The sequence below is a fragment of the Photobacterium kishitanii genome (genome assembly GCF_000613045.3).
In the GTDB taxonomy this organism is placed as follows: Bacteria; Pseudomonadota; Gammaproteobacteria; order Enterobacterales; family Vibrionaceae; genus Photobacterium; species Photobacterium kishitanii.
On record NZ_LN794352.1, the window covers coordinates 772,922 to 794,522 of the forward strand.

16 protein-coding genes and 8 tRNA genes are annotated in these 21,601 nt (G+C 39.5%); 16 read left to right on the forward strand and 8 right to left on the reverse strand.

Annotated elements, in window-relative coordinates:
• Nucleotides 1-173 precede the first annotated feature (173 nt).
• Complete coding sequence (locus PPBDW_RS04000) at nt 174-1,433, forward strand: SLC5/6 family protein (RefSeq protein WP_036793526.1); 1,260 nt, start codon at nt 174-176, stop codon at nt 1,431-1,433.
• Between the two features lie 102 nt (nt 1,434-1,535).
• Here the strand turns inward: PPBDW_RS04000 and PPBDW_RS04005 are convergent, their stop codons facing one another.
• Nucleotides 1,536-3,419, reverse strand: a complete 1,884-nt coding sequence (locus PPBDW_RS04005) for a methyl-accepting chemotaxis protein (protein WP_036793527.1) — start codon at nt 3,417-3,419, stop codon at nt 1,536-1,538.
• A gap of 298 nt (nt 3,420-3,717) precedes the next feature.
• Here PPBDW_RS04005 and PPBDW_RS04010 point away from each other — a divergent pair, with 298 nt between their 5' ends.
• The 4 genes from PPBDW_RS04010 to PPBDW_RS04025 all read left to right on the forward strand — a co-directional run bounded on the left by PPBDW_RS04010 (nt 3,718) and on the right by PPBDW_RS04025 (nt 8,464).
• The gene (locus tag PPBDW_RS04010) at nt 3,718-5,076 is read left to right on the forward strand and encodes a Na+/H+ antiporter NhaC family protein (protein WP_036793528.1); all 1,359 of its coding nucleotides are present in this window, start codon (nt 3,718-3,720) and stop codon (nt 5,074-5,076) included.
• A 312-nt stretch (nt 5,077-5,388) separates the two neighbouring features.
• On the forward strand, nt 5,389-7,062 hold the full coding sequence (ushA, locus tag PPBDW_RS04015) for a bifunctional UDP-sugar hydrolase/5'-nucleotidase UshA (protein WP_036793529.1): 1,674 nt from the start codon (nt 5,389-5,391) through the stop codon (nt 7,060-7,062).
• Nucleotides 7,063-7,263: 201 nt separating this feature from the next.
• A complete protein-coding gene (ybaK, locus tag PPBDW_RS04020) occupies nt 7,264-7,743 on the forward strand; it encodes a Cys-tRNA(Pro) deacylase (RefSeq protein ID WP_036793530.1) in 480 nt (159 codons plus the stop codon).
• Between the two features lie 106 nt (nt 7,744-7,849).
• Nucleotides 7,850-8,464 carry a LysE family translocator gene (locus PPBDW_RS04025; RefSeq protein ID WP_036793531.1) on the forward strand — a complete coding sequence of 205 codons (615 nt, stop codon included), beginning with the start codon at nt 7,850-7,852 and terminating at the stop codon, nt 8,462-8,464.
• Nucleotides 8,465-8,500: 36 nt separating this feature from the next.
• On the opposite strand, the gene PPBDW_RS04030 is transcribed toward PPBDW_RS04025, so the two are convergent.
• Together PPBDW_RS04030 and smrA are read right to left on the reverse strand one after the other, a co-directional pair.
• Nucleotides 8,501-9,415, reverse strand: a complete 915-nt coding sequence (locus PPBDW_RS04030) for a DMT family transporter (RefSeq protein WP_036793532.1) — start codon at nt 9,413-9,415, stop codon at nt 8,501-8,503.
• Nucleotides 9,416-9,591: 176 nt separating this feature from the next.
• The gene (gene smrA, locus PPBDW_RS04035) at nt 9,592-10,173 is read right to left on the reverse strand and encodes a DNA endonuclease SmrA (protein WP_036793534.1); all 582 of its coding nucleotides are present in this window, start codon (nt 10,171-10,173) and stop codon (nt 9,592-9,594) included.
• Nucleotides 10,174-10,607: 434 nt separating this feature from the next.
• On the opposite strand from smrA, the gene PPBDW_RS04040 reads away from it, so the two are divergent.
• The 8 genes from PPBDW_RS04040 to PPBDW_RS04075 all read left to right on the forward strand — a co-directional run bounded on the left by PPBDW_RS04040 (nt 10,608) and on the right by PPBDW_RS04075 (nt 11,968).
• Nucleotides 10,608-10,684 (forward strand) — tRNA-Pro (locus PPBDW_RS04040).
• Between the two features lie 81 nt (nt 10,685-10,765).
• Nucleotides 10,766-10,842: transfer RNA gene (locus PPBDW_RS04045), tRNA-Pro, on the forward strand.
• A gap of 9 nt (nt 10,843-10,851) precedes the next feature.
• Nucleotides 10,852-10,927 (forward strand) — tRNA-His (locus PPBDW_RS04050).
• A 149-nt stretch (nt 10,928-11,076) separates the two neighbouring features.
• Nucleotides 11,077-11,153, forward strand: a tRNA-Pro gene (locus PPBDW_RS04055).
• Between the two features lie 173 nt (nt 11,154-11,326).
• A tRNA-Pro gene (locus PPBDW_RS04060) sits at nt 11,327-11,403 on the forward strand.
• Nucleotides 11,404-11,412: 9 nt separating this feature from the next.
• Nucleotides 11,413-11,488, forward strand: a tRNA-His gene (locus PPBDW_RS04065).
• 149 nt (nt 11,489-11,637) lie between these two features.
• A tRNA-Pro gene (locus PPBDW_RS04070) sits at nt 11,638-11,714 on the forward strand.
• 177 nt (nt 11,715-11,891) lie between these two features.
• Nucleotides 11,892-11,968: transfer RNA gene (locus PPBDW_RS04075), tRNA-Pro, on the forward strand.
• A 375-nt stretch (nt 11,969-12,343) separates the two neighbouring features.
• Here the strand turns inward: PPBDW_RS04075 and PPBDW_RS04080 are convergent.
• Nucleotides 12,344-13,207: a TraB/GumN family protein gene (locus PPBDW_RS04080; RefSeq protein ID WP_036793535.1), complete on the reverse strand. Its 864-nt coding sequence runs from the start codon at nt 13,205-13,207 to the stop codon at nt 12,344-12,346.
• A 200-nt stretch (nt 13,208-13,407) separates the two neighbouring features.
• Complete coding sequence (locus PPBDW_RS04085) at nt 13,408-16,317, reverse strand: cation transporter (protein ID WP_036793536.1); 2,910 nt, start codon at nt 16,315-16,317, stop codon at nt 13,408-13,410.
• Nucleotides 16,318-16,422: 105 nt separating this feature from the next.
• Between PPBDW_RS04085 and cueR the strand changes: the two genes are divergently transcribed.
• Nucleotides 16,423-16,815 (forward strand): Cu(I)-responsive transcriptional regulator, encoded by a 393-nt coding sequence (gene cueR / locus PPBDW_RS04090; RefSeq protein WP_036793537.1) that lies wholly within the window; start codon nt 16,423-16,425, stop codon nt 16,813-16,815.
• Between the two features lie 38 nt (nt 16,816-16,853).
• Here cueR and PPBDW_RS04095 read toward each other — a convergent pair whose 3' ends face one another.
• Both PPBDW_RS04095 and PPBDW_RS04100 read right to left on the reverse strand, forming a co-directional pair.
• Nucleotides 16,854-17,291, reverse strand: coding sequence for a hypothetical protein (locus PPBDW_RS04095; protein ID WP_036793538.1), 438 nt, complete (start codon nt 17,289-17,291; stop codon nt 16,854-16,856).
• Nucleotides 17,278-17,943, reverse strand: coding sequence for a winged helix-turn-helix domain-containing protein (locus PPBDW_RS04100; protein WP_036793540.1), 666 nt, complete (start codon nt 17,941-17,943; stop codon nt 17,278-17,280). The genes PPBDW_RS04095 and PPBDW_RS04100 overlap by 14 nt, the downstream gene beginning before the upstream one ends.
• A 713-nt stretch (nt 17,944-18,656) precedes the next feature.
• Between PPBDW_RS04100 and PPBDW_RS04105 the strand changes: the two genes are divergently transcribed.
• Together PPBDW_RS04105 and PPBDW_RS04110 are read left to right on the forward strand one after the other, a co-directional pair.
• Nucleotides 18,657-19,682, forward strand: a complete 1,026-nt coding sequence (locus tag PPBDW_RS04105; protein WP_036793541.1) for an OmpA family protein — start codon at nt 18,657-18,659, stop codon at nt 19,680-19,682.
• A 156-nt stretch (nt 19,683-19,838) separates the two neighbouring features.
• The gene (locus PPBDW_RS04110) at nt 19,839-20,249 is read left to right on the forward strand and encodes an META domain-containing protein (protein WP_036793543.1); all 411 of its coding nucleotides are present in this window, start codon (nt 19,839-19,841) and stop codon (nt 20,247-20,249) included.
• Between the two features lie 76 nt (nt 20,250-20,325).
• Here PPBDW_RS04110 and PPBDW_RS04115 read toward each other — a convergent pair whose 3' ends face one another.
• On the reverse strand, nt 20,326-21,180 hold the full coding sequence (locus PPBDW_RS04115) for a co-chaperone YbbN (protein WP_036793545.1): 855 nt from the start codon (nt 21,178-21,180) through the stop codon (nt 20,326-20,328).
• Nucleotides 21,181-21,601 lie beyond the last annotated feature (421 nt).

The window sequence follows — 21,601 nt, forward strand, 5'->3', positions numbered from 1 at the left end:
ATGCTGGTTTTAAAGTTAATTTTCAGTGTTATTAACTGCAATATTTGATTTTTTTAGTCTTTGTGCTTTATTAGCTAAGAGTATTTTAGGGTGATCTGTGTCACCTTTTTTTTGAGTCTTTGTAGTGCTCGTTTCATACTGATGACCAGTTTTATTAGTAGTAGTGAGTTACCGTGTCAATATCGCAAGATCTTTCCGCACCTGAAGCTAAAACCATCTCTTCAAGCTGGACTAAGCATGACACCAGTTGGATGTTGAGTCTATTTGGTACATCCGTTGGTGCTGGTATTTTATTTTTACCGATTAATATTGGTTCTGGTGGTTTTTGGTCATTAGTTATTATGGCACTACTTGCAGGACCGATGACTTTTTGGGCTCACCGTGGATTGGCTCGGTTTGTTTTATCATCTACCCAAAAAGATGCTGATTTTACTGATGTGGTTGAAGAACACTTTGGTCAGCGTTATGGCCGTTTAATCTCTTTATTATACTTCTTATCTATTTTTCCCATTTTGTTGATTTATGGTGTCGGTCTAACCAATACCGTTGATAGTTTTATGGTGCATCAACTCGGCATGGCTGCACCGTCTCGAGTGCTGCTATCTGGTTGTTTAGTGTTTGGCATGATCGCGGTTATGTTGGCCGGTGAAAAAACCATGCTGCGCGTATTTGGTATGATTGTTTATCCGTTAACGTTCATTTTAGCGGGTATTTCAATTTATTTGATCCCAAGTTGGCATATGCCTAATTTGAGTCTTAACCAAAGTATTGGAGATTTAAGTGCTTCACTATGGCTAGCGATTCCTGTGGTCGTGTTTGCATTTAGTTATACGCCTGTAGTCTCTGGGTTTGTGAATGCTCAGCGTCGTCAATATGGCAATCAAGCCCATACAAAATCAGAAACTATTCTTAAACGTACCTCAGTGATGTTAATTGCGTTTGTATTGTTTTTTGTTTTTTCATGTGTGCTGAGTTTAACCCCAGAGCAGCTGCAACAAGCTAAAGTGGATAATGTTTCAGTACTGTCTTATTTAGCCAATGTTGAAGATAGTCACTTTATTATGATACTTGGACCATTAATTGCCTTTATTGCGATTACCTCGTCATTCTTAGGTCATTTTATGGGAGCGCGTGAAAGCTTTAATGGTTTAGTGGCGAAGCAAACATCATTATCGATTAAAACCATTGATAAGATTGGTGTTGTATTAATGTTTGTTTGTATCTGGTTTGCTGCGGTTATTAATCCGAGTATTCTGGGAATGATGGAGGCCTTTTCAGGTCCTGTTATTGCGATGATTTTATTTTTAATGCCAATGCTGGCGGTATATCACATTGAAAGTTTGAAAATCTATCGTGGTAAAATAAGCACTTACTTTATTTTATTGATGGGATGTTTAGCTGTTGGCGCGATTGTGTTTAATTTGGTGAAATAAACCAAATGAAAGCATAAAAAATAAGGCTTGCTACTTTTCTATCGTTTTAACGAGAAAGAGTCGCAAGCCTTATTGGTTTTAAATTAACAATAAAGTCAAAACTTACAGCTTGAAGCGATTAATTTCTTGTTGTAATTCATAAGACAAGGTTGATAACTCTGCTGCTTGTTTGGCCGCTTCTGTAGCCTCTATTGCCAACTCATTTGATACATCACGAATTCCCTCGGTATTACGGGTAATTTCAGATGTTACTGATGATTGTTCTTCAGCGGCAGAGGCGATTTGAGTGGCCATATCACTGATATTATTCACAGCAGTAGTGATTTGCGACAAGCTTGCAGAGGCTGAGTTTGCATCATCAACGCTGGTTTCTGCTAAATGACGACTGTCCTCCATGATCCCTACCGCTTGACCTGTGGTTTGTTGCAGCGTCTCAATCATTTGTTGAATTTCTTGGGTTGAAGCGTGAGTACGTTGGCTTAATACTCGTACTTCATCGGCAACCACGGCAAACCCGCGTCCTTGTTCACCAGCACGCGCAGCTTCAATAGCGGCATTAAGTGCGAGTAAATTGGTTTGTTCGGCAATGCCTTGAATGGTCGAGAGGATAGTATTAATACTTTGTGCATGACTGTTTAACGCACTAATAACCGCTGTTGCCGTTTCTACTTCTTGGGCAAGGCTAGCGATTGATTGTTGGCTTTGGTTTACTTGAGTGCTGCCATGGCCAGAAGCGATAACCGTTTCTTCTGAGGTGCGAGCAGTATTTTCTGCATTTGAAGCAATCTCATGGGTTGCGGCGGCCATTTCATTAATTGCAGTTGCAACCATATTAATTTCATCTTGTTGAAATTGAATACGAGTACTGCGCTCCTCTGCTTGAGAAGCTGTGATATGAGATTGTTGGCTTAAAGTGCTAGAAACATGACTTAAACGGGTGAGCATGCTATGTAAGTTACTAACAAATAAATTGAAGTTATGTGCAAGTTGACCCACTTCATCATTACTATGAGGTTCAAGGCGACGAGTTAGATCACCTTCACCGCTAGCAATTTCAGCTAGGGCTGCAGAAACTCGGTTTAGATCGCGGAATAAGAAGTTGACTAATATTGTTAGGGTAGCGATCACTAATAAGGTAATGATGATAGCAGTGATAATTAATTGTTGTAGTGCCGTATGATAACTGGCTTCTTCTGTGGCGAGATCCATTTCTAACGCTAAAATCCACTCAGTATTTGGGACATTAGCGAAATAAAGGATTTTTTGTTGACCATTAATTGTCAGCAGTTGCGATTTATTGGTCGCAATTTGCTGTTCAATATTAGCCATGGTCAGTTGATTACTGTATTGGGATAGTGGCTTGAGCAATAATTGTTTATTAGGATGTGCTAAAAAGCTGCCGTCTTGTTTATTGATTAACATTGCAAAAGCATTTTGACCAACATCAAGGCTGATCACATCATCAATAAGTTGATCTATTAATACGTCAGCACCAACAACACCGATCATTTGACCATTATTAATTAATGGTTGCGCTATGGTAACGAGTAATGCATTCGTGATGGCATCTTGATAGGCAGTGGTAATTATTTGTTTAGTCGCTGTTTGTGCGTCACGGTACCAAGGGCGTGTGCGTGGATCGTAGCCAGCACGATTACGATCGGGGTGTGAACGGTGCATCGCACCATCAATTGTGCCGAAATAAATATCATCAAAGCCACCACTTTTACGTGCTTGTTCTAAAAACATCACGTTATTAGGTTGGTTATAATAATTTTCAAATGACAGAGTAATTGCACGGCGAATATTCATCCAGTCAGAAATACCCACTGTGGCTGTTGAAGCAATACTGTGAGCACGCTCGTTGGTATTCGCATGTGTTTCGTTACTAAGTTGTTTGGCGGCAAGCCATGTTAACGCCGTTGCCATGACGACTACTGCCGATACGCTAGCCATGATCAGTTTTTGTTTGAGTGAAAACTGCATAGGTCCATCTCATGAGTCAAAATATGCTCTATGAGAGCAAATTATAACTGCCATTACAATTGATTCATTGATGATTACTTACTTTATTTTTAAGTAATTAACATATTGATATTTTGTGACTTTTTATTGACGCTCAATGCGAGGTTGGGTGTCAATGGCTTGACGATTATGGCTGTTTGGGTGATATGTGATAGTCATTAAGTGATGTGCATATGGATGTTTAGACGTCTAGATGTTGACAGTGGTGACACATCCCATTAACCTAAGGGAAATTCTAAAATAGATATTCACTATCAGCATGTCAAACTCAACCAACACATCATCAATTACACCTTCAGCATTGGCATTGCTGCCGTTGGGGATCTTTCTCGCCTTATTTATTGGTGTCGGTAGTTACCTTACTTACCAAGGGGTCGACTTCGCGTTTTACCAATTGCCATCACCTGTAGCAGCATTACCTGCTGTTATTGTGGCTATTATTCTCAGTAAAGAGAAGCTTAATAAAGCCATTGAACAGTTTATCCGTGGTGTCGGCCATAGCGATATCATTGCAATGTGTATGATTTATCTTCTGGCTGGTGCATTTGCAGCCGTAGCTAAAGCATCTGGTGGGGTTGATGCAACGGTAAATCTAGGTATGGCGATATTGCCTGCAAGTATGATTTTGCCGGGTATTTTTATTATTTCAGCATTTATTGCAACCTCAATGGGTACGTCAATGGGTACTATTGCAGCTGTTGCACCGGTGGCATTAGGTATTGCTCATGCTGCTGGGATGGATGTTGCACTAACCGCAGGTGTGGTACTGAGTGGGGCAATGTTCGGTGATAATTTATCTATTATTTCTGATACGACGATTGCAGCAACGCGTTCTCAGGGATGTCAGATGAAAGATAAATTCCGTGAGAATGTTAAAATTGCGATACCAGCAGCGTTAGTCACTATGGTGTTATTTGCTTTTAGTAGTTCAGTCACCACGTTACCAGCAGCAAACCCAATTGAATGGCTTAAGGTGATGCCTTATATCACTATTTTGATCCTTGCTGTTTCAGGAGTAAATGTATTTGTAGTACTGACACTAGGTATTGTACTTGCTGGTGGCGTTGGTTTATTTTCGATTGATAGTTATAGCCTAACTACATTTGGTAAAGATATTTATAGTGGCTTTGGCAATATGCAAGAAATCTTCTTGCTCTCTATGTTAATTGGCGGTGTGAGTGAATTAATGCGTCAACAAGGTGGGCTAGCTTTTTTAACTCAGCTTATTAGTCGTGTGATTGGTAAATTTAGTTCAAAGCATAGTTCGTCAGAAAACTCGCGAGCAAGTGAACTGGGTATTGCCACGTTAGTGAGTTTAACTAACTGCTGTACTGCTAATAATACCGTTGCGATTATTGTATCTGGTGGTGTAGCACGTGAGTTAGCACAAGAAAATGGTGTTACTGCACGTCGTTCGGCGAGTTTATTAGATATCTTCTCGTGTGTTATTCAAGGTGTATTACCTTACGGTGCTCAGGCACTGTTATTAGGTTCGGTGTTTAAGCTGTCGCCATTAGAAATAGTATCTCATTCATATTATTGTTTCTTTTTAGCTATTTCAGCATTAATTGCGATTTTTGTTCGTCGTTCAGCGACTAAATTTGAAAAAGTATTTTAATCAAGAAATGATCATATTTAGCGTTTGAATTTATTAAACGTTTTTCAAAAAGCTCGGCAGTGACCGAGCTTTTTTTATTGTTTGTGATCTAGTATCCGTTTTTAATGTTGTAAAAGTGATCTTGCTAGCAGAATAGTGACACTAAATAGGTGCTAATTTTCGATTCACTTACACTGAGCGCGATTATTTTTAAGCTGTTATTTATTATTACTATTTAATTAAATAACGCGATTATTTTTGCATTAATTTGACTCGACTCAAGCCATCTAAAAATGGTGGGTATCGTCTATTAAAATCGTTAAGGTGGATAACATGAAGCAACGTTTATTTGCTAAGACAGCATTAACTGCTGCTCTTCTGGCTGTACTTTCTGGTTGTGCAACACCGACAGATGATACCTCCACTAAGTGGAATGCAGATAAAACCTATCGTATTACTATTTTACATACCAATGATAACCATGGCCGTTTTTGGCAAAATCAAAATGGTGAGTATGGTATGGCGGCACGAAAAACCTTGCTAGATACTATTCGTGCAGAAGTAAAAGCTGAAGGTGGTACAACATTATTGCTTTCTGGTGGTGATATTAATACTGGTGTGCCTGAGTCTGATTTACAAGATGCTGAGCCTGATTTTAAAGGTATGAATATGCTAGGTTACGATGCAATGGCATTAGGTAACCATGAGTTTGATAACCCACTTGAGGTATTACGCAAGCAGCAGCAATGGGCTAAGTTCCCAATGTTATCAGCCAATATTTACGATAAAAATACTGGCAAACGTTTATTTCAACCATACCAAATCTTTGAGCAGCAAGGAATTAAAATTGCTGTCATTGGCTTAACGACTGAAGATACCGCTAAAATAGGTAATCCAGAATATATTGGTGGGATTGAGTTCCGTGATCCTAAAGCAGAAGCTAAACAAGTTATTGCTGAACTTGAAACCAATGAAAAGCCAGATGTTATTATCGCGGCAACCCATATGGGCCATTACGAAGATGGTCAACGCGGCATTAATGCCCCTGGTGATGTGGCATTAGCACGTTACATGCAACCTGGCGATCTTGATATGATTGTTGGTGGTCACTCGCAAGAACCTGTATGTATGGAAGGGCCGAATAAGAACAATAGCAACTTTAAACCCGGTGATAAGTGTACTCCAGATCAACAAAATGGTACTTGGATTGTACAAGCTTATGAATGGGGTAAGTATGTCGGGCGTGCTGACTTTGAGTTCCAAAATGGTGAGCTAAATCTTATTAGTTATGATCTTATCCCTGTGAACTTAAAGAAAAAAATAAAATTAGACGATGGTAGCCAGCAGCGGGTGTTTATTCAGGATGAGATCCAACAGAATGCTGAAGTATTATCATTTTTAACCCCATACCAAGAAAAAGGCCAAGAGCAATTAACGGTTAAGATCGCAGAGTCTAATGGTAAGTTAGAAGGTGATCGTAATGTAGTACGTTTTAAGCAAACTAATTTAGGTCGCTTAATTGCAGCATCACATATGCAACGAGCGAAGGCTGATTTTGCAGTGATGAATTCAGGTGGTGTACGTGACTCGATTGACGGTGGCGATATTACCTATAAAGATGTGCTGATCGTGCAGCCGTTTGGCAATATCGTGACTTACATTGATATGTCGGGTAAAGAAATTCTGGATTACCTGAATGTGGTTGCGACTAAACCAATTGATTCTGGTTCTTATGCACAGTTTTATGGTATCAGCATGACGGTAGCTAATGGCAAAGTGAGCGATGTTAATATTGATGGCAAACCATTATTAATGGACAAAACGTACCGTTTTACAGTACCAAGTTTTAATGCTGCTGGTGGTGATGGTTATCCTAAAGTCAATAAGCACTCCGGTTATGTGAATACTGGGTTTGTTGACGCTGAAGTGTTAAAAGAGTTCTTACAAAATAATAGCCCGATTGATGTAAACAGTTACGCGCCAAAGGGTGAGATTATTTATAAATAAGTGGCCGTTGTTATCGGTATGCTTTATCTGCGGCGCTGACTATTCAGCGCCGTTTTTTTTGTACTTTTTAAAAAATACCTCTCGGTATATAGTTCTGTTTTGGTAAACAGATGTTGTTAGCTTCTTTGGCGGATATTCTTTAAATCAAAGGGGAGCTAATGACAGCTGTTTGGGTAGCAAAACTTTGCAAGAGAAAAACGTATGACACCGGCAATTAAATTAGCAAAAAAAAATAAAATTGAATTTCAAGTACACCAATATGAACATGATCCAGCTAATAATAATTTCGGTCACGAAGCTGCTGAAATATTAGGCTTAGATCCTCACCGCGTGTTTAAAACGTTATTATTTGCATTAAATGGTGATCCTAAAAACTTAGCGGTTGCCGTCGTTCCTGTCGCTGGAATGCTAGATCTAAAAGCTGCAGCTAAAGCTGCTGGTGGTAAAAAAGCGGAAATGGCCGATCCTAAATTGGCAGAAAAAGTCACGGGTTATATTGTTGGCGGTATTAGCCCTCTTGGACAGAAAAAACGGTTACCAACCTTTGTTGATAGTAGTGCCGAGCAATTTGAGACTATTTGCGTTAGTGCTGGACGTCGTGGTTTGGAAATAGAACTTGCGGCTCAAGATTTAGTGATCTTAACGTCAGGTAAATTTGCAGCTATTGCTAAGCAAGATTAGTGAATAAAATATATTCGTATTGTCGTTAGCATATTGCTGTTATTACAGTATCTAAACCAATAGTAATTAATCCCTCGATGTGTGCATTGATAAAAGGAAATTAGCGATGACAATCAGCATTTGGCTGTCTTTATTAGTTATTTGTTTACTGGGGGCAATGTCACCGGGGCCGAGTTTAGCCGTAGTTGCTAAACATAGCTTATCGGGAGGACGTTGGCATGGGATCGTGACTGCATGGGCGCATGCCTGTGGGGTTGGATTTTATGCTTTGCTAACGCTAGTTGGTTTAGCGGCAATACTGCATCAATCGCCACTGTTATTTACCAGTGTTAGTTATGTCGGTGCAGGGTATTTAGCGTATCTAGGCATTAACGCATTACGTTCTAAGGGTGGTGTAGCGGCAAAATTAGCTCAAGGAGAAGCAAGTACATTGCTTGAAGCGGCTCGCGATGGGGTGATGATTTCATTATTTAATCCTAAATTAGCGCTGTTTTTTTTGGCTTTATTTAGTCAGTTTGTTGCGGTCGGCAATGAAGTATCATCAAAGATCATTATTGTCGCAACACCGCTGTTAGTTGATGGATTATGGTATACGCTAATTGCTTGTGTTTTATCTTATCCAGCGGTACTCACTTTATTAAGAACTAAAGCACAAATAATTGATCGTCTCTCTGGAATTGTTCTATTAGGATTAGCGTTTCGAGTTGTGTGGCTGGCTTAATTGTAAAAATGGCCGAACTGTGTTCGGCCATTTATATTAGCAATTAGGTTGGCATCTTTTTTTACGTAGCCAAATCGGAACAAACGTATTTAGAAGCGTTGCTAATATAATTAAACTAACACCAACAATTTTATTCCATGACATAGGATGATTAAAGAACATAAATTGCCAGATAGCAGAGAATATTAAATTAGTAAAAATAATCGGTGCTAACTGCGATCCTGATTCTGCTAACTGATAAGCTTTAGCTCGGAAAACCTGTGTATTGACCGTACATACTGCCATAAATAGCAGTAGCAATAATAAAGGGTGCTGCCATCCTGTCAGGGTGTGCCATTCTACAGCTGTTGTAACGGGGGAAAAAATTAACAAGGGTACTAAAAACAAAGAAGCAACAATAAAGCTCCATGCACTTACACCTAAAGGCGTTAAATTACTCTTGCTTGAGCGATACATTGCCACTTGTGAACCCGCATTAAAAATGCCACCTGCTAAGCCTAATAATAAACTTCCACCAAATTTCATTTGCTCCAGATTTCCTGCAATGAAAAGTAAGCCGGTAAAGGTTATTCCTAAGTTAATAATAATTAATCGTTTTATTGGCGTCTTAAAAAATATGCGTTCTAGAATAGGAACAAATAAAGGGCTGGTACCAAATAAAACGACTGCTTCAACTAGACTTAAATGCTTAATTGAGGCTAAGAAGCATAATTGACAAGCTGTAATACAAAAGCCACGAACCAATAAACCACTCCAAGCTTGTTTATTAGGTTGTGACCATTGAGTGATCATCATTAGCCAAAATGCCAGGATTGCTGGAAACAGTAACCGGAAAAAGCATAGCCATGCAGGGTCAAAGCTGTGGGTTAGCCATTTTGCTAACAATCCTGTTACTGATAAGCTAAATGTAGACACTAGCATTAGCAGCATTGGGCGTATTTCTGAATTCATTAGTAATAATCTCCTAGGGCGGCGACTTTACTTTAATTGTATGATAAATAAATTCAAAACAATTTAACCCTAGGATCTATTTATTTTACCATGTGGTTAATGGCGTGGATTTATATACGGTAATAAATATTCATTATTTTTATCAATGACTTGGGTTGTATTGATGAGGCTTATTATTAAGCATCGCGATGGTTTAAATGTCGATCACGTGTTTGTTGTTTCTTTTCTGCACTTTTTTTGATCATAACGTAAAGCGCACCAGTTCCACCATGCTGGCGCATAGCTGAATGGAAACAAAGTACATCTGAAATTTGCTCAAGCCATGTGGCAACAAAACTCTTCATTAAGGCTGGTGGGTTAGCGTGCTCTCCTTTACCGTGAATAATCATAACCGTACGAATATCTAACCGTTGAGCTTGTTTTAAAAAAGTGAGTACTTCATCACGTGCTTGAGATAAGGTCTTTTTATGTAGATCTAAACGGGCATGAATATCATATTTACCTTGGCGCATTTTTTTAAATACAGCTAACTGCACACCGTCACGCTTAAATTCAATCATGTCATCTGGTTTGATCATGTTGGCATGATCAAGTGATAAATAATCTATATTACTATTTGCTAAAGTTTGTGCTGCAAGTCGCCGAGCGAGTTGTGCTTCAGATACTTGGTATTTTTGTTGGATTAAAATAGTATCTTGTTTTATTGGCGCTACATCGGCCATCATCTCTTTAAAGAGATCTAACTCATTATTAGACATAAAGGTTCACTATAAGTAAGCGATAATTTAATTATACTCGCGCTTAATTGAAACAAAAGCCAATAAATTGGAAAGGTAAAGAGAGATATTTAAGCCATTTATTTATTGAAAGTTATTTAATATTAACTATGCGGTGTAATGTCGTTTGCCATTAAGTTTTTATAATTGCTATAAAAGTTGGTACTTGATTGTATTTTAACCAGATTAAGTCCCTAATAGTCCCTGAAGTTGTTGGTTTAGTGAACAGTTGTTTTAGTTACAAAAAAAATATCGTATAGGGGTTGCTAAAATAAAAATGGCGAGTATTATAGCGACCTCAACAACGTACAGCGTGTTGAAAAATCGGTGAATAGCACAGTTTATAGAGTGCATCTCTGATTTAGGAATTACGGACTTGAGGGTGATCCTTCTCGCTGTATTCCTAGAAAATTAGTCGGTGAATAGCGCAGTTTGGTAGCGCATCTGGTTTGGGACCAGAGGGTCGGGGGTTCGAATCCCTCTTCACCGACCACTATTTAAAAAGTAGTGGTTGATTAAAACCATTACTATTAGAGAACACGCAGCATAATGTGGTTCTCAGAAAGAACAAAGTCGGTGAATAGCGCAGTTTGGTAGCGCATCTGGTTTGGGACCAGAGGGTCGGGGGTTCGAATCCCTCTTCACCGACCACTTACAATGGTGGCTATAGCTCAGTTGGTAGAGTCCCGGATTGTGATTCCGGTTGTCGCGAGTTCAAGCCTCGTTAGCCACCCCATTTTCAGGTTATCTTTTTATTAGAGACCTTGGCCTTGTAAGCCTAAACAAGATCGGTGAATAGCGCAGTTTAGTCGCGCATCTCTGATGTTAGGAATAGCGGACCAGAGGGTTGCCCCTTCTAGCAGCGTTCCTAGAAAAGAATTTAGTCGGTGAATAGCGCAGTTTGGTAGCGCATCTGGTTTGGGACCAGAGGGTCGGGGGTTCGAATCCCTCTTCACCGACCACTATTAAAGTAGTGGTTGATTAAAACCATTATTAGAGATGATGCAGTTTAATTGCATTTCTCAACCAAGAACAAAGTCGGTGAATAGCGCAGTTTAGTCGCGCATCTCTGATGTTAGGAATAGCGGACCAGAGGGTTAACCCTTTGAGTAGCGTTCCTGAAAAAGAACAAAGTCGGTGAATAGCGCAGTTTGGTAGCGCATCTGGTTTGGGACCAGAGGGTCGGGGGTTCGAATCCCTCTTCACCGACCACTTACAATGGTGGCTATAGCTCAGTTGGTAGAGTCCCGGATTGTGATTCCGGTTGTCGCGAGTTCAAGCCTCGTTAGCCACCCCATTTTTAGGTTAGCTTTTTATTAGAGACCTTGGCCTTATAAGCCTAAACAATATCGGTGAATAGCGCAGTTTGGTAGCGCATCTCTGATGTTAGGAATAGCGGAGCAGAGGGTTGACCCTTCTAGCAGCGTTCCTAGAAAAGAATTTAGTCGGTGAATAGCGCAGTTTGGTAGCGCATCTGGTTTGGGACCAGAGGGTCGGGGGTTCGAATCCCTCTTCACCGACCACTATTTAAAAAGTAGTGGTTGATTAAAACCATTATTATTAGAGAACACGCAGTATAATGCGGTTCTTAGAAAGAATTAAGTCGGCGAATAGCGCAGTTTAGTCGCGCATCTCTGATGTTAGGAATAGCGGACCAGAGGGTTAACCCTTTGAGTAGTGTTCCTGAAAAAGAACAAAGTCGGTGAATAGCGCAGTTTGGTAGCGCATCTGGTTTGGGACCAGAGGGTCGGGGGTTCGAATCCCTCTTCACCGACCACTATTAAGAAACCTGAGTCGAAAGATTCAGGTTTTTTTTCGCCTGTATAAAATGAACCGTAGTTTATATGACCAGAGAGTCGGGGGTTCACTGATATTAGAATCTAGCTCTTCACTGACCACTATTAAGAAAACCTGAGTCGAAAGATTCAGGTTTTTTTTCGCCTGTATAAAATGAACCGTAGTTTAGATGGCCAGAGAGTCGGGGGTTCACTGATATTAGAATCTAGCTCTTCACTGACCACTATTAAGAAACCTGAGTCGAAAGATTCAGTTTTTTTTTCGCCTGTATAAAATGAACCGTGGTTTAGATGACCAGAGAGTCGGGGGTTCACTGATATTAGAATCTAGCTCTTCAGCTACTATTGCTCCACTCTTACTTGCAGTCAGCTTTTGTACCTGAGGTTATCTTCTCAATTTTAAAGCCTTGTTGTTTCATTAAATTGGGTAATCCTTGCTCGCCAATTAAATGAAATGCGCCGACCACGACCATAAACTTCCCTGATTGGTATGGCGATGCTTTAGCTAAGGTTTCAGCCCAGCGCTGGTTACGATTAAAAATTAAGGCATCATCAGTTGTTGGATCAAATTGGCTTTCCTGAAACAGCTGTTCAAGTTTATCGCCATCTCCGTGTTGCCAGACTTTAACTAAGCAACGTAATGAAGATTGGGTTTTATCCCATTCATTAATGGTCTCAATTAACATTGGGGCGCCATTGTCGGGGAGGTTTTCTAACATATTGAATTGTTGGCTAACACTTTCTAATTCGAGGATTGGTAACTGTTGTTGCTGAGCGCGCTGTAAAAGCACGTAGTCGATACCATAATCAGATTTTAGTTCGAGCTGATCGGCAAGAGCGAGTTGGAGAGTAACGGCAGTTAACCAAGGCGGTTGCTGGAGTAATTGCTCAAATGAAATATTTAATTTCTTACTGATATGTTTTAATTGATTGAGTGCCGTTTCAGGTAGCGCTTGATGAGTAAACGGTGGCGCAAGTTTTGGGGTTACGCTTGATTGTTGAAGGATATTAGCTTCTACAATTAGCGCATCGGCTTGTTGCCATTGTTCAAGAAACACATCAGGCAATGGAAACATCGCTTCTTTACCTGCATGAATAGATCCTAAAACATAAAACTCTCGCTGATTGTCATAAATTTTCCATACAATTGGTGTAGCTAATGCTGGTTGGGAAATAAAAGGCAGTAATAATAATGCTTTTGATAAGATAGATTTGAACATAGGTTACCGCTGATTATGTAGGAGTGATTAAGTTATAACAAATATTGGAGCTGAGTGAGATCAAAAAAGGCCACCGAAGTAGCCTTAATGCGATTATTTAATTATCGGAATACTATTATTTTGAGTTACGGATACTTGGATGAAGCCAGAACCACCACACAATAAATCCAATAGCAGCTGCGCCTAATAAAAAACACATATTATTTCTCCTGATGTTGTTGGCTTGGCTTGAATAAACGTAACCGGTTAGCATTACTTACTACTGTAATTGATGATAGTGCCATTGCTGCCCCTGCAATTACAGGGCTAAGGAGTGTTCCTGTTAGTGGGAATAACACTCCAGCAGCAATTGGAATACCTAATGTATTGTAAATAAAGGCACCAAATAAGTTTTCTTTGATATTTCTTAGGGTCGCTTTTGATAATTCTAATGCATCAGCGACACCATGTAGTGAATGACGCATCAAGGTAAATTGCGCACTTTCAATCGCAACATCAGTACCGCTTCCCATTGCGACACCAACCTCTGCTAACGCGAGTGCTGGTGCATCATTAATACCATCACCAACCATAGCGACTCGCTTACCTTGTTGTTGTAATAAGGTAATCTGTGCCGCTTTACCGTCGGGTAATACCTCTGCAACCACATCTGAAATACCGAGTTTAGCGGCAATAACTTGAGCAGTCTTGACGCTATCACCTGTAAGCATAACGACATTTAGCCCCATATCTTGCATGCGTTTAACTGCAGAATATGAATCTTTACGTAATGGATCACTAATTCCAATAATTCCCGCTAAAATACCATTTTGAGCTAAATAAACGGGAGTAGCACCTTGGTTAGCAATGAAATCGAAATCAGTTTCAGCCTGAGATATATTAATCTCATTTTGATTCATGAACTTGGCATTACCTAGTAGCAGTTGTTGTTGCTCTATTGTGCCTGATACACCTAATCCTGAATACGCCATAAAGTTGCTATGTGGGTAGAGTTGTAGCTGTTGTTGTTGCGCTGATTCAACAATTGCGTTGGCTAATGGATGTTCAGAGCCTTGCTCTAAACTCGCGGCTAATTGAATGAGTTGTTCACGACTTAACGTATTATAAATTTTATAATCAACAACTTGTGGTTTGCCTTCGGTTAAAGTACCGGTTTTATCTAATACCACAGTATCAATGCTAGCCGCCTGCTGCATCGCTTCAGCATCTTTAATTAAAATACCTAGCTCTGCTGCGCGCCCGACACCAACCGTCACTGACATTGGTGTGGCTAGACCGAGTGCACATGGGCAAGCAATAATAAGTACTGTGGTTGCGGCCACAAGCATATAAACAGATGCAGGCTGCGGGCCAAAATAATACCAAGCCATTGCAGTTAATATGGCAATAATCATCACACTTGGTACGAAAATACTAGAGATAGTATCGGCTAATCGTGCAAGTGCAGGTTTACTACTTTGGGCTTGGCGGACCAATTGAATTATACGTGCGAGCATAGTATCACTACCAATATGCTCAGCTTTAAACAATAAACTACCTTGTTGGTTAATCGTACCTGCACGAACGTGATCACCGCTTTTTTTATGTACAGCTAAGGGTTCACCAGTTAGCATCGATTCATCAAGGTAACTATTACCATCAATCACACAGCCGTCAACGGCGACTTTAGCACCCGGTTTTAAACGTAACGTCATACCAGCAATAACATCACTTAGTGGACGTTCAATTTCTTGATCATTTTCAACCACAATGGCGGTTTGGGGCTGAAGATCAATTAAGCGTTCTAAGGCTTTTGAAGTACGGCTACGTGCTCGTGCTTCTAATGCGTGACCAAGGGTGATCAGACCGATGATCATTGCTGATGCTTCAAAATAGACATGACGAGCAGCTAACGGGAACATATCTGGTGCGATAACCACAGCCATTGAAAATAGCCACGCTGCACCTGTACCTAAGGCAACGAGTGTATCCATGGTGGCACGATGATGACGGAAAGCTTTCCAACTATTGATATAAAAATCTTTACCGGCTGTGACGAGTAATGCCAAAGTAATAAGACCGACAATTCCCCAACTTATTTGGCTGGTTGTTGAGTCAATTACCATGCTACCGCCAAATACTCCCCAAGCCATCATTGGTACCCCTAAAGCAAGGGCAATAATGGCATTACGCATATGAGTCTTTACTGTTTGTTGGTTTTGCTGTTGTTGGCGAATACGACGTGTTTGATCATCTTCGCTTTGCTCTGCACCGTAACCTGCTTGTTGAATAGCCTCTATAACCGCCTGTGATGACGCCTGCCCATAAATTAAGGCAGTACGTTCAGCGAGGTTAACATTAACACTATCAACACCGTCTACCGCCTTAATTGCTTTCTCTACAGATGCAACGCAACTCGCACAGGTTAGTCCTGATAGCAGTAGTTGGATTGAGTTTTCTTGAGGCGAGATAATAGGTTCGGGATTTGCTGCGATAGACTCCGATGCAAGAGGTTGATCGATTAAGGGTATTGGCTGCGGTTGCGATATTGTTGTCGCTGTTGCTTGATAGCCTGTCGCTGTTACGATTGCGATAATCTCGCTATCACTCAGTGATGTATCAACACTGAGATTATTTTTATCAATCGTAATAATAGCGATATTATCTAGGGTTAATGCGGTAGTTAATTTAGCAACGCATTTACCGCATGATAGGCCAGTTAATATGAAATCATAATGGTGTTGTGTTGGCGTTGTTACTACTTGATAGCCTAATGTAATTATTATGTCTGTTAGTGCTTGCTCACTGATAGAGCCAGATACATCAGCAAGCTGCTTGCTAATATTAAAATGTGCAATATCATGACGTTCACTTAGGGCCTGTTCAATTTTAGCGACACAGCGACCACAAGATAAACCAGTAAGTGGTAATTGATAGTGATAGCCAACTTGGTAACCTAATGCAGTAATAGCGTCAAATAATGCATTTAAAGGAGTATCAGCAGAGACAGTTAATTGTTCAGTATTAATATCTATAATTTGGGTATCAGGTAGTAGGCTAAGAGCATCACGAATTTTATTAACGCAACGCATACAGCGTACATTGGCAAGAGGAAGAGTAATGGTATTCATGTGCTCGCCTTTTTATGCTTAGATGAAATAATGTTGCTAGCATAATCCTTCCAGTAACTATAATGTCAAGGCTATTTTTTTATACAGTAGAGTAAATAAGTGATGATGAGTATTAGTGATGTTGCAAAACAAACAGGATTAACCGCTAAAACGATCCGTTTTTACGAAAGTAAAGGGATTATAAGTGCTGCGCCTCGAGGTGCTAATGGTTATCGATATTACAATGCTGATCATATCGCAGAGTTATTATTAATTAAGCGCTCTCGAATGATTGGGTTTTCTTTAGATGAATGCCAACAATTATTAGCATTATCGACTAATCCAGATCGTCATAGTCGTGACGTTAAGCAAAAAGCGCAGCAAAAGCTGGTTGAAATAGATCATAAAATCGAGGAGTTAAAGCAAATTAAATTGACGCTAGCGGCATTGACTGAGCAGTGCCCTGGGGATAAAAGCGCACAATGTCCGATTCTCGATAGTTTAACTAAAAGAGGCTAAATAACCGTATAAATAAAGGTTATTTAGCCGCAAGTTGGTTAGTGACCACTATCTGTCATAGACAACGTACCATCATAAGGAATGACTCGTAATTGCTTTGTTGGTGATGAGCTATAGCTAACCATAGTATTTTTATCTAATCGCTTGAGATTAAATTGATGCCAAAAACTCTCATGGGTCCAATTAAGGCTTTCAATTGCAGCATCAGTGATTTTTTTAGTGTGATCTTCAGTATCGACTACCAATACGGCAGCATTACCAAAGGCATAAAAATAGAGTCCTTTTAATACCGTATAGCCGTTATCTTTTTTAGGGTCTGGATAGTCAATGAGCGTATATTGACCAAATTTACAGCTACCGAATTGTTCATGGTTGGAAGTTACGTATTTATAGTTAAAGTCACACCCCATGCCGTTAATAACGGGGTATAGCATTAAAACTAATAATGCTATGACAAGATATTTAAATTTTTTCATACATTTTTCCAGTGGTATCAATGTAAACCGTGCCTTTACCGCTCAAGTTTTGTGGCATTTTTTGCAGATTGAGCAATTCAATGTTACCACAAATCTTTTGACTATTAACGGTAACACAAGGTGGAGACTGCCAACTGCTAGCCCATAACATAATCCAAGCAAACATTGCTGTTAAACAAATGCTGTAGCCAATTTTTGCCATAGTCGGAAATGAGTTAGTAGTTGATGCCTGCTTGGTGCTATTTGCATCAGTCCCTGTACTATTGTTATCACCATGATGATCGATGGGTTGTTGCTGTTCAGTATTATGTTGTTCATTATCGACCACAATTTCAGGCTGAAATTGTTGTTGGATAAAGGTGTTATTGGCAATAGTAAAACCAGCCCCTTTAATCGTGATGATAATTTCACTCTTACTCTTAAACGCTTTACGTAAGTTAGCAATGGCAACGTTTAATGAGTTGGGTACAACAACTTTGTCTGGCCAACCGATTTCAAGCAGTTTTTCTCGACTGATAATTTCGCCGCTGTTATCAATTAAAAATTGGAGGATCTTTGTCTCGCTTGCACTGAGTTTAGTGGTTGCCTCTTGATTGGTATAAGCACTCTTTTGCGGCTCAAAAACATCCTTACCGTATTTATATATGATCATGGCGTTAACTACCTATCTTAGTATCTGTTTTTCGCAGTACATTCTTAAAAACGACTGCTTTTTTTTATTGTTATTGCTTTCAATATCAAAGCGCGTGGGTGTTGATTGCGACATAAAATCTTTATTTCTTTAGAGGATATAAGAGGGTAACAAGGGAGTTACTTCTACTCTTCTTGCTCTAAGAAAGTCCATCACACATCTCTGATCTTTATTTTCAAAGCAAATGCTAACAAAAAAAAATATTTATGGAAGAGATGATAAAGGATAATTCTCCCCTTAAAAGGCGAGATATGATTATTTATCACATTATGTGTAGTATAAAAAAGTATGTTTTTCACATTTTTTTTTATAGCTTGGAGATAAAACTATTGTTACATAATTCATTGTATTTAATTGGAAAGTTTACGCTATCTTAATGATTTTATCTTTTTTTATATGAATATAATCGTTAAAAAAAACTGTTTTTTTTATTTATCTAAATTTTTTCTGAAACATTTATTTTTCAGAAGCCATTTTTTTGACGCGTGTGAAAAAACACCAATTAATTGTGAACATCATTTTTTATTATTTGCCTTAATACAAACTCAGTCACAGAATGAGTGGGTTCCTGACAAAGACTGTCCTGCGATACACACTTAAAAAAATAGATAGTACGCACTTATATGGACAGACAATTAGAAAAGTTTTAAAGCATTTAACCAATGGAGTTAAACATGAAATTGAAATCTCTATCTCTAGCTGTAGTAGCAGCCTTATCTCTAGGTGTTGCTACATCTGCAATGGCTGCTGATGCGCCTGCAACAACTACAAATAACACTGCACTAGGTCAATCAGCAGCGACTGGTAACTGGTACGCTGGTCAAGGCCACGGCTTCTGGGTTGGTGGTGCACTAGGTATGGGTTATGTTGGTAGCGCTGACTCTCAAATCTTTGGTGGTCAAACTAATGCACCTAGCGTTAAGCTAGACGCTGGTTACGACTTCAACCAATATGTTGGTGTTTACGGTAGCTACGACTTCATGTACAACCTAGGTGATTCAAATCTAAACCTAGCGACTGTTGGTGTTAAAGGTAATCTACCTCTTACACAGAAACTATCTGCATTTGCTAAGTTAGGTGCAACTTACATCTACGCTGATGACAAAAATGCTGACCAAGTATTCCACATGAAGTCAGATAGCTTCTCTGCAACTGGTGGTCTAGGTCTTTCTTACCAAATCACTCACGCGCTATCTACTCAAATCGGTGCTGATTACTACCAGAACCTACGTACTTCACACGGTCACGCTGATCTAACTCAAGCGTACTGGGGTATGACATACAAGTTTGGTCAACCAGCTACACCTATGGTTATCACAAACAATGTAGAAGTTGTTAAAGAAGTTGCTGTTGAAGCACAAATCCCAACACGTTCTTCTTACGTTCTTCCATACCAAAATGGCGAAACTAAGTTAAACGCTTACGGTCGTTACAACCTAGGTGAGATTGCTGCAACTATGCAAGCTAACCCAGAAGTTAACGCTCAAATTATCGGTCGTACCGATAATGTTGGTAGCCAAGCAATCAACGATAAAGTTTCTTCTGAGCGTGCAGCAAACGTTGCTAGCTTCCTAGAAGCAAACGGTATTAGCGCAACTCGCTTAACTGTTTCTCACGTTGCTAACACTAACCCAATCAAAACTGATAAAGCAGACAGCACTGACTACGTTCAGCGTTCAGTACAAATCATCCTTAAGTAATTAAGACGATTGTACAAACTGTTTAGTTTTTAACTAGTTTGAATTTAATGCCGGTGAGAGATCATCGGCATTATTTTATTCGATTGTTATCTCAATAGCCTGTTTAGGTATAACTAAAGCAATCTATCGAGATTAAGATTGAGTTATAGAGTAATGATGAAAAAGAGTAGATTCTGTTTATTAATATTATTAGCAATTTCATTAACAGGCTGTTTTTCTAACCAGCAATTGAAGAAGTCAACGCAATTGGTAGGGGAATGGACACTGAAAGGCGGGGTCTACATTCCCGGCGTAACCAAACATAAACCTAAATTAAATATTAATGCTGATATGAAGGTTTCTGGTTTCACTGGCTGTAACCAATTTAAAGGCCGTCTAATTGCTGCTGATGGTAGTTTTACCTTACCAGTGGTTAGCCGTAGAATTTGTTTACCAGAGCTTGTTACTCAAGAAGAAAATATGCTGAATGTTCTACGTAGTGCGACCAGTATTGAAGTGATTAATAATACGTTGGTGGTTGATTCTGGTAATAAGTTTTTAGTATTTGAAAAAACTAACGCTCGTTAACTTTTAGTTCGAGATGACGCATATAAAAAGGCCCGTTAGCATTATGCTGACGGGCCTTTTTATGTTGTAGGGTCGATCAGTATAGTAATGAATATAATTGACGACGGTATGTAGCTGCAATTGGGTTGCCTTGACCTAATGCCGCTAAAATATCCATCATGGTTTTTTTAGCATTGCCATCGGCAAAATTAAGATCACCACGAAGAATATTTAATAAGAGTGCTAATGCTTCTTCATTGCGATTGACTTGGCTGTATTGAACCGCAAGCTCAAAGGCAACATTACTATCATTTGGTTCAGCGGCTAATTTTTGTTCTAACTGCTGAATTTCAGGAGAGTTGCCTGCTTGTTTATGTAATTCAAGTTTAGCAATCAGCCCTTTATACTTTGCATCTTGATCTTGCATTGGAATGGTTGCGAGAATTAATTCTGCTTCGTCAAATAATCCAGCGGCGACCAAACACTCAGCAATCGACAATTCGATGAGGCTATTTTTAGGGAATTTGTGTGCGAGTTGGCGTAGTAACGCCAGCGCTTGATTGTAATCTTGGCTTTCTACTAATGCTAATGCATGTTGCAGCTGTAGCTCTTCAGGAGTCGGTAAATGGCGAGCTAGCATCTCACGTAAGCTTTGCTCTGTTTGTGGACCAGCAGAACCATCAACCGGTTGGCCATCTTTAAATAAGGCAACAGTGGGTAAACCTCGGACACCAAATTGAGAAGCAACCATTTGTTGAGTTTCACAGTTCACTGTCGCTAGCGTAAATTGACCTTGATATTCACGCGCAATTTTTTCAAGAGTTGCATTTACTTCAAGGGTTTCTGGCATTGAAGGCGCCCAGAAACTGATTGCCACAGGTGCCTGCATTGATTGATCGATGATCTGCTGAAGATTCTGCTCGTTTAATTCAAGAGCGACATTTTGATACATGTGCTGATATCCGTTGGCTATTTGAAAGGCTATATCAAATATATGGGGATGAATCGAGACGAATCAAGAAAATAGCAACAAATGACATTAATTATTAAAGGTAAGCATAACCGCAAGCGTGATACAGACACAGATAATATTAATTTGGCGCAACGACATACTACACCTCAGACTAAGAATGTTTACGATGATATGAGTCTTTTGACTTAAAACTACTGTAGCGCTTTATTGTGACATTAATGTGACGTTATTATTGTTTTTGTAGTGGAGACTAGGTTATATCGATTTAAAGGCTATTTATTTAACTTTAAGAGCTTAAATTAGGGAGATATACCGACATTGAATTTTTTGTTGTTGATTTTATCACCATCTAATTTGAGACTGACTGAAAAAATAAGCCATAATAAACGCTGCTATTATG

Excerpts from the sequence above, each read along its gene's own strand:
- PPBDW_RS04025 (WP_036793531.1), top strand. The coding sequence starts at position 7,850 with ATGACAATCAGCATTTGGCTGTCTTTATTAGTTATTTGTTTACTGGGG.
- PPBDW_RS04005 (WP_036793527.1), bottom strand. The coding sequence starts at position 3,419 with ATGCAGTTTTCACTCAAACAAAAACTGATCATGGCTAGCGTATCGGCA.
- cueR (WP_036793537.1), top strand. The coding sequence starts at position 16,423 with ATGAGTATTAGTGATGTTGCAAAACAAACAGGATTAACCGCTAAAACG.
- ushA (WP_036793529.1), top strand. The coding sequence starts at position 5,389 with ATGAAGCAACGTTTATTTGCTAAGACAGCATTAACTGCTGCTCTTCTG.
- PPBDW_RS04080 (WP_036793535.1), bottom strand. The coding sequence starts at position 13,207 with ATGTTCAAATCTATCTTATCAAAAGCATTATTATTACTGCCTTTTATT.
- PPBDW_RS04115 (WP_036793545.1), bottom strand. The coding sequence starts at position 21,180 with ATGTATCAAAATGTCGCTCTTGAATTAAACGAGCAGAATCTTCAGCAG.
- ybaK (WP_036793530.1), top strand. The coding sequence starts at position 7,264 with ATGACACCGGCAATTAAATTAGCAAAAAAAAATAAAATTGAATTTCAA.
- PPBDW_RS04105 (WP_036793541.1), top strand. The coding sequence starts at position 18,657 with ATGAAATTGAAATCTCTATCTCTAGCTGTAGTAGCAGCCTTATCTCTA.
- smrA (WP_036793534.1), bottom strand. The coding sequence starts at position 10,173 with ATGTCTAATAATGAGTTAGATCTCTTTAAAGAGATGATGGCCGATGTA.
- PPBDW_RS04010 (WP_036793528.1), top strand. The coding sequence starts at position 3,718 with ATGTCAAACTCAACCAACACATCATCAATTACACCTTCAGCATTGGCA.
- PPBDW_RS04030 (WP_036793532.1), bottom strand. The coding sequence starts at position 9,415 with ATGAATTCAGAAATACGCCCAATGCTGCTAATGCTAGTGTCTACATTT.
- PPBDW_RS04100 (WP_036793540.1), bottom strand. The coding sequence starts at position 17,943 with ATGATCATATATAAATACGGTAAGGATGTTTTTGAGCCGCAAAAGAGT.
- PPBDW_RS04085 (WP_036793536.1), bottom strand. The coding sequence starts at position 16,317 with ATGAATACCATTACTCTTCCTCTTGCCAATGTACGCTGTATGCGTTGC.
- PPBDW_RS04095 (WP_036793538.1), bottom strand. The coding sequence starts at position 17,291 with ATGAAAAAATTTAAATATCTTGTCATAGCATTATTAGTTTTAATGCTA.
- PPBDW_RS04110 (WP_036793543.1), top strand. The coding sequence starts at position 19,839 with ATGAAAAAGAGTAGATTCTGTTTATTAATATTATTAGCAATTTCATTA.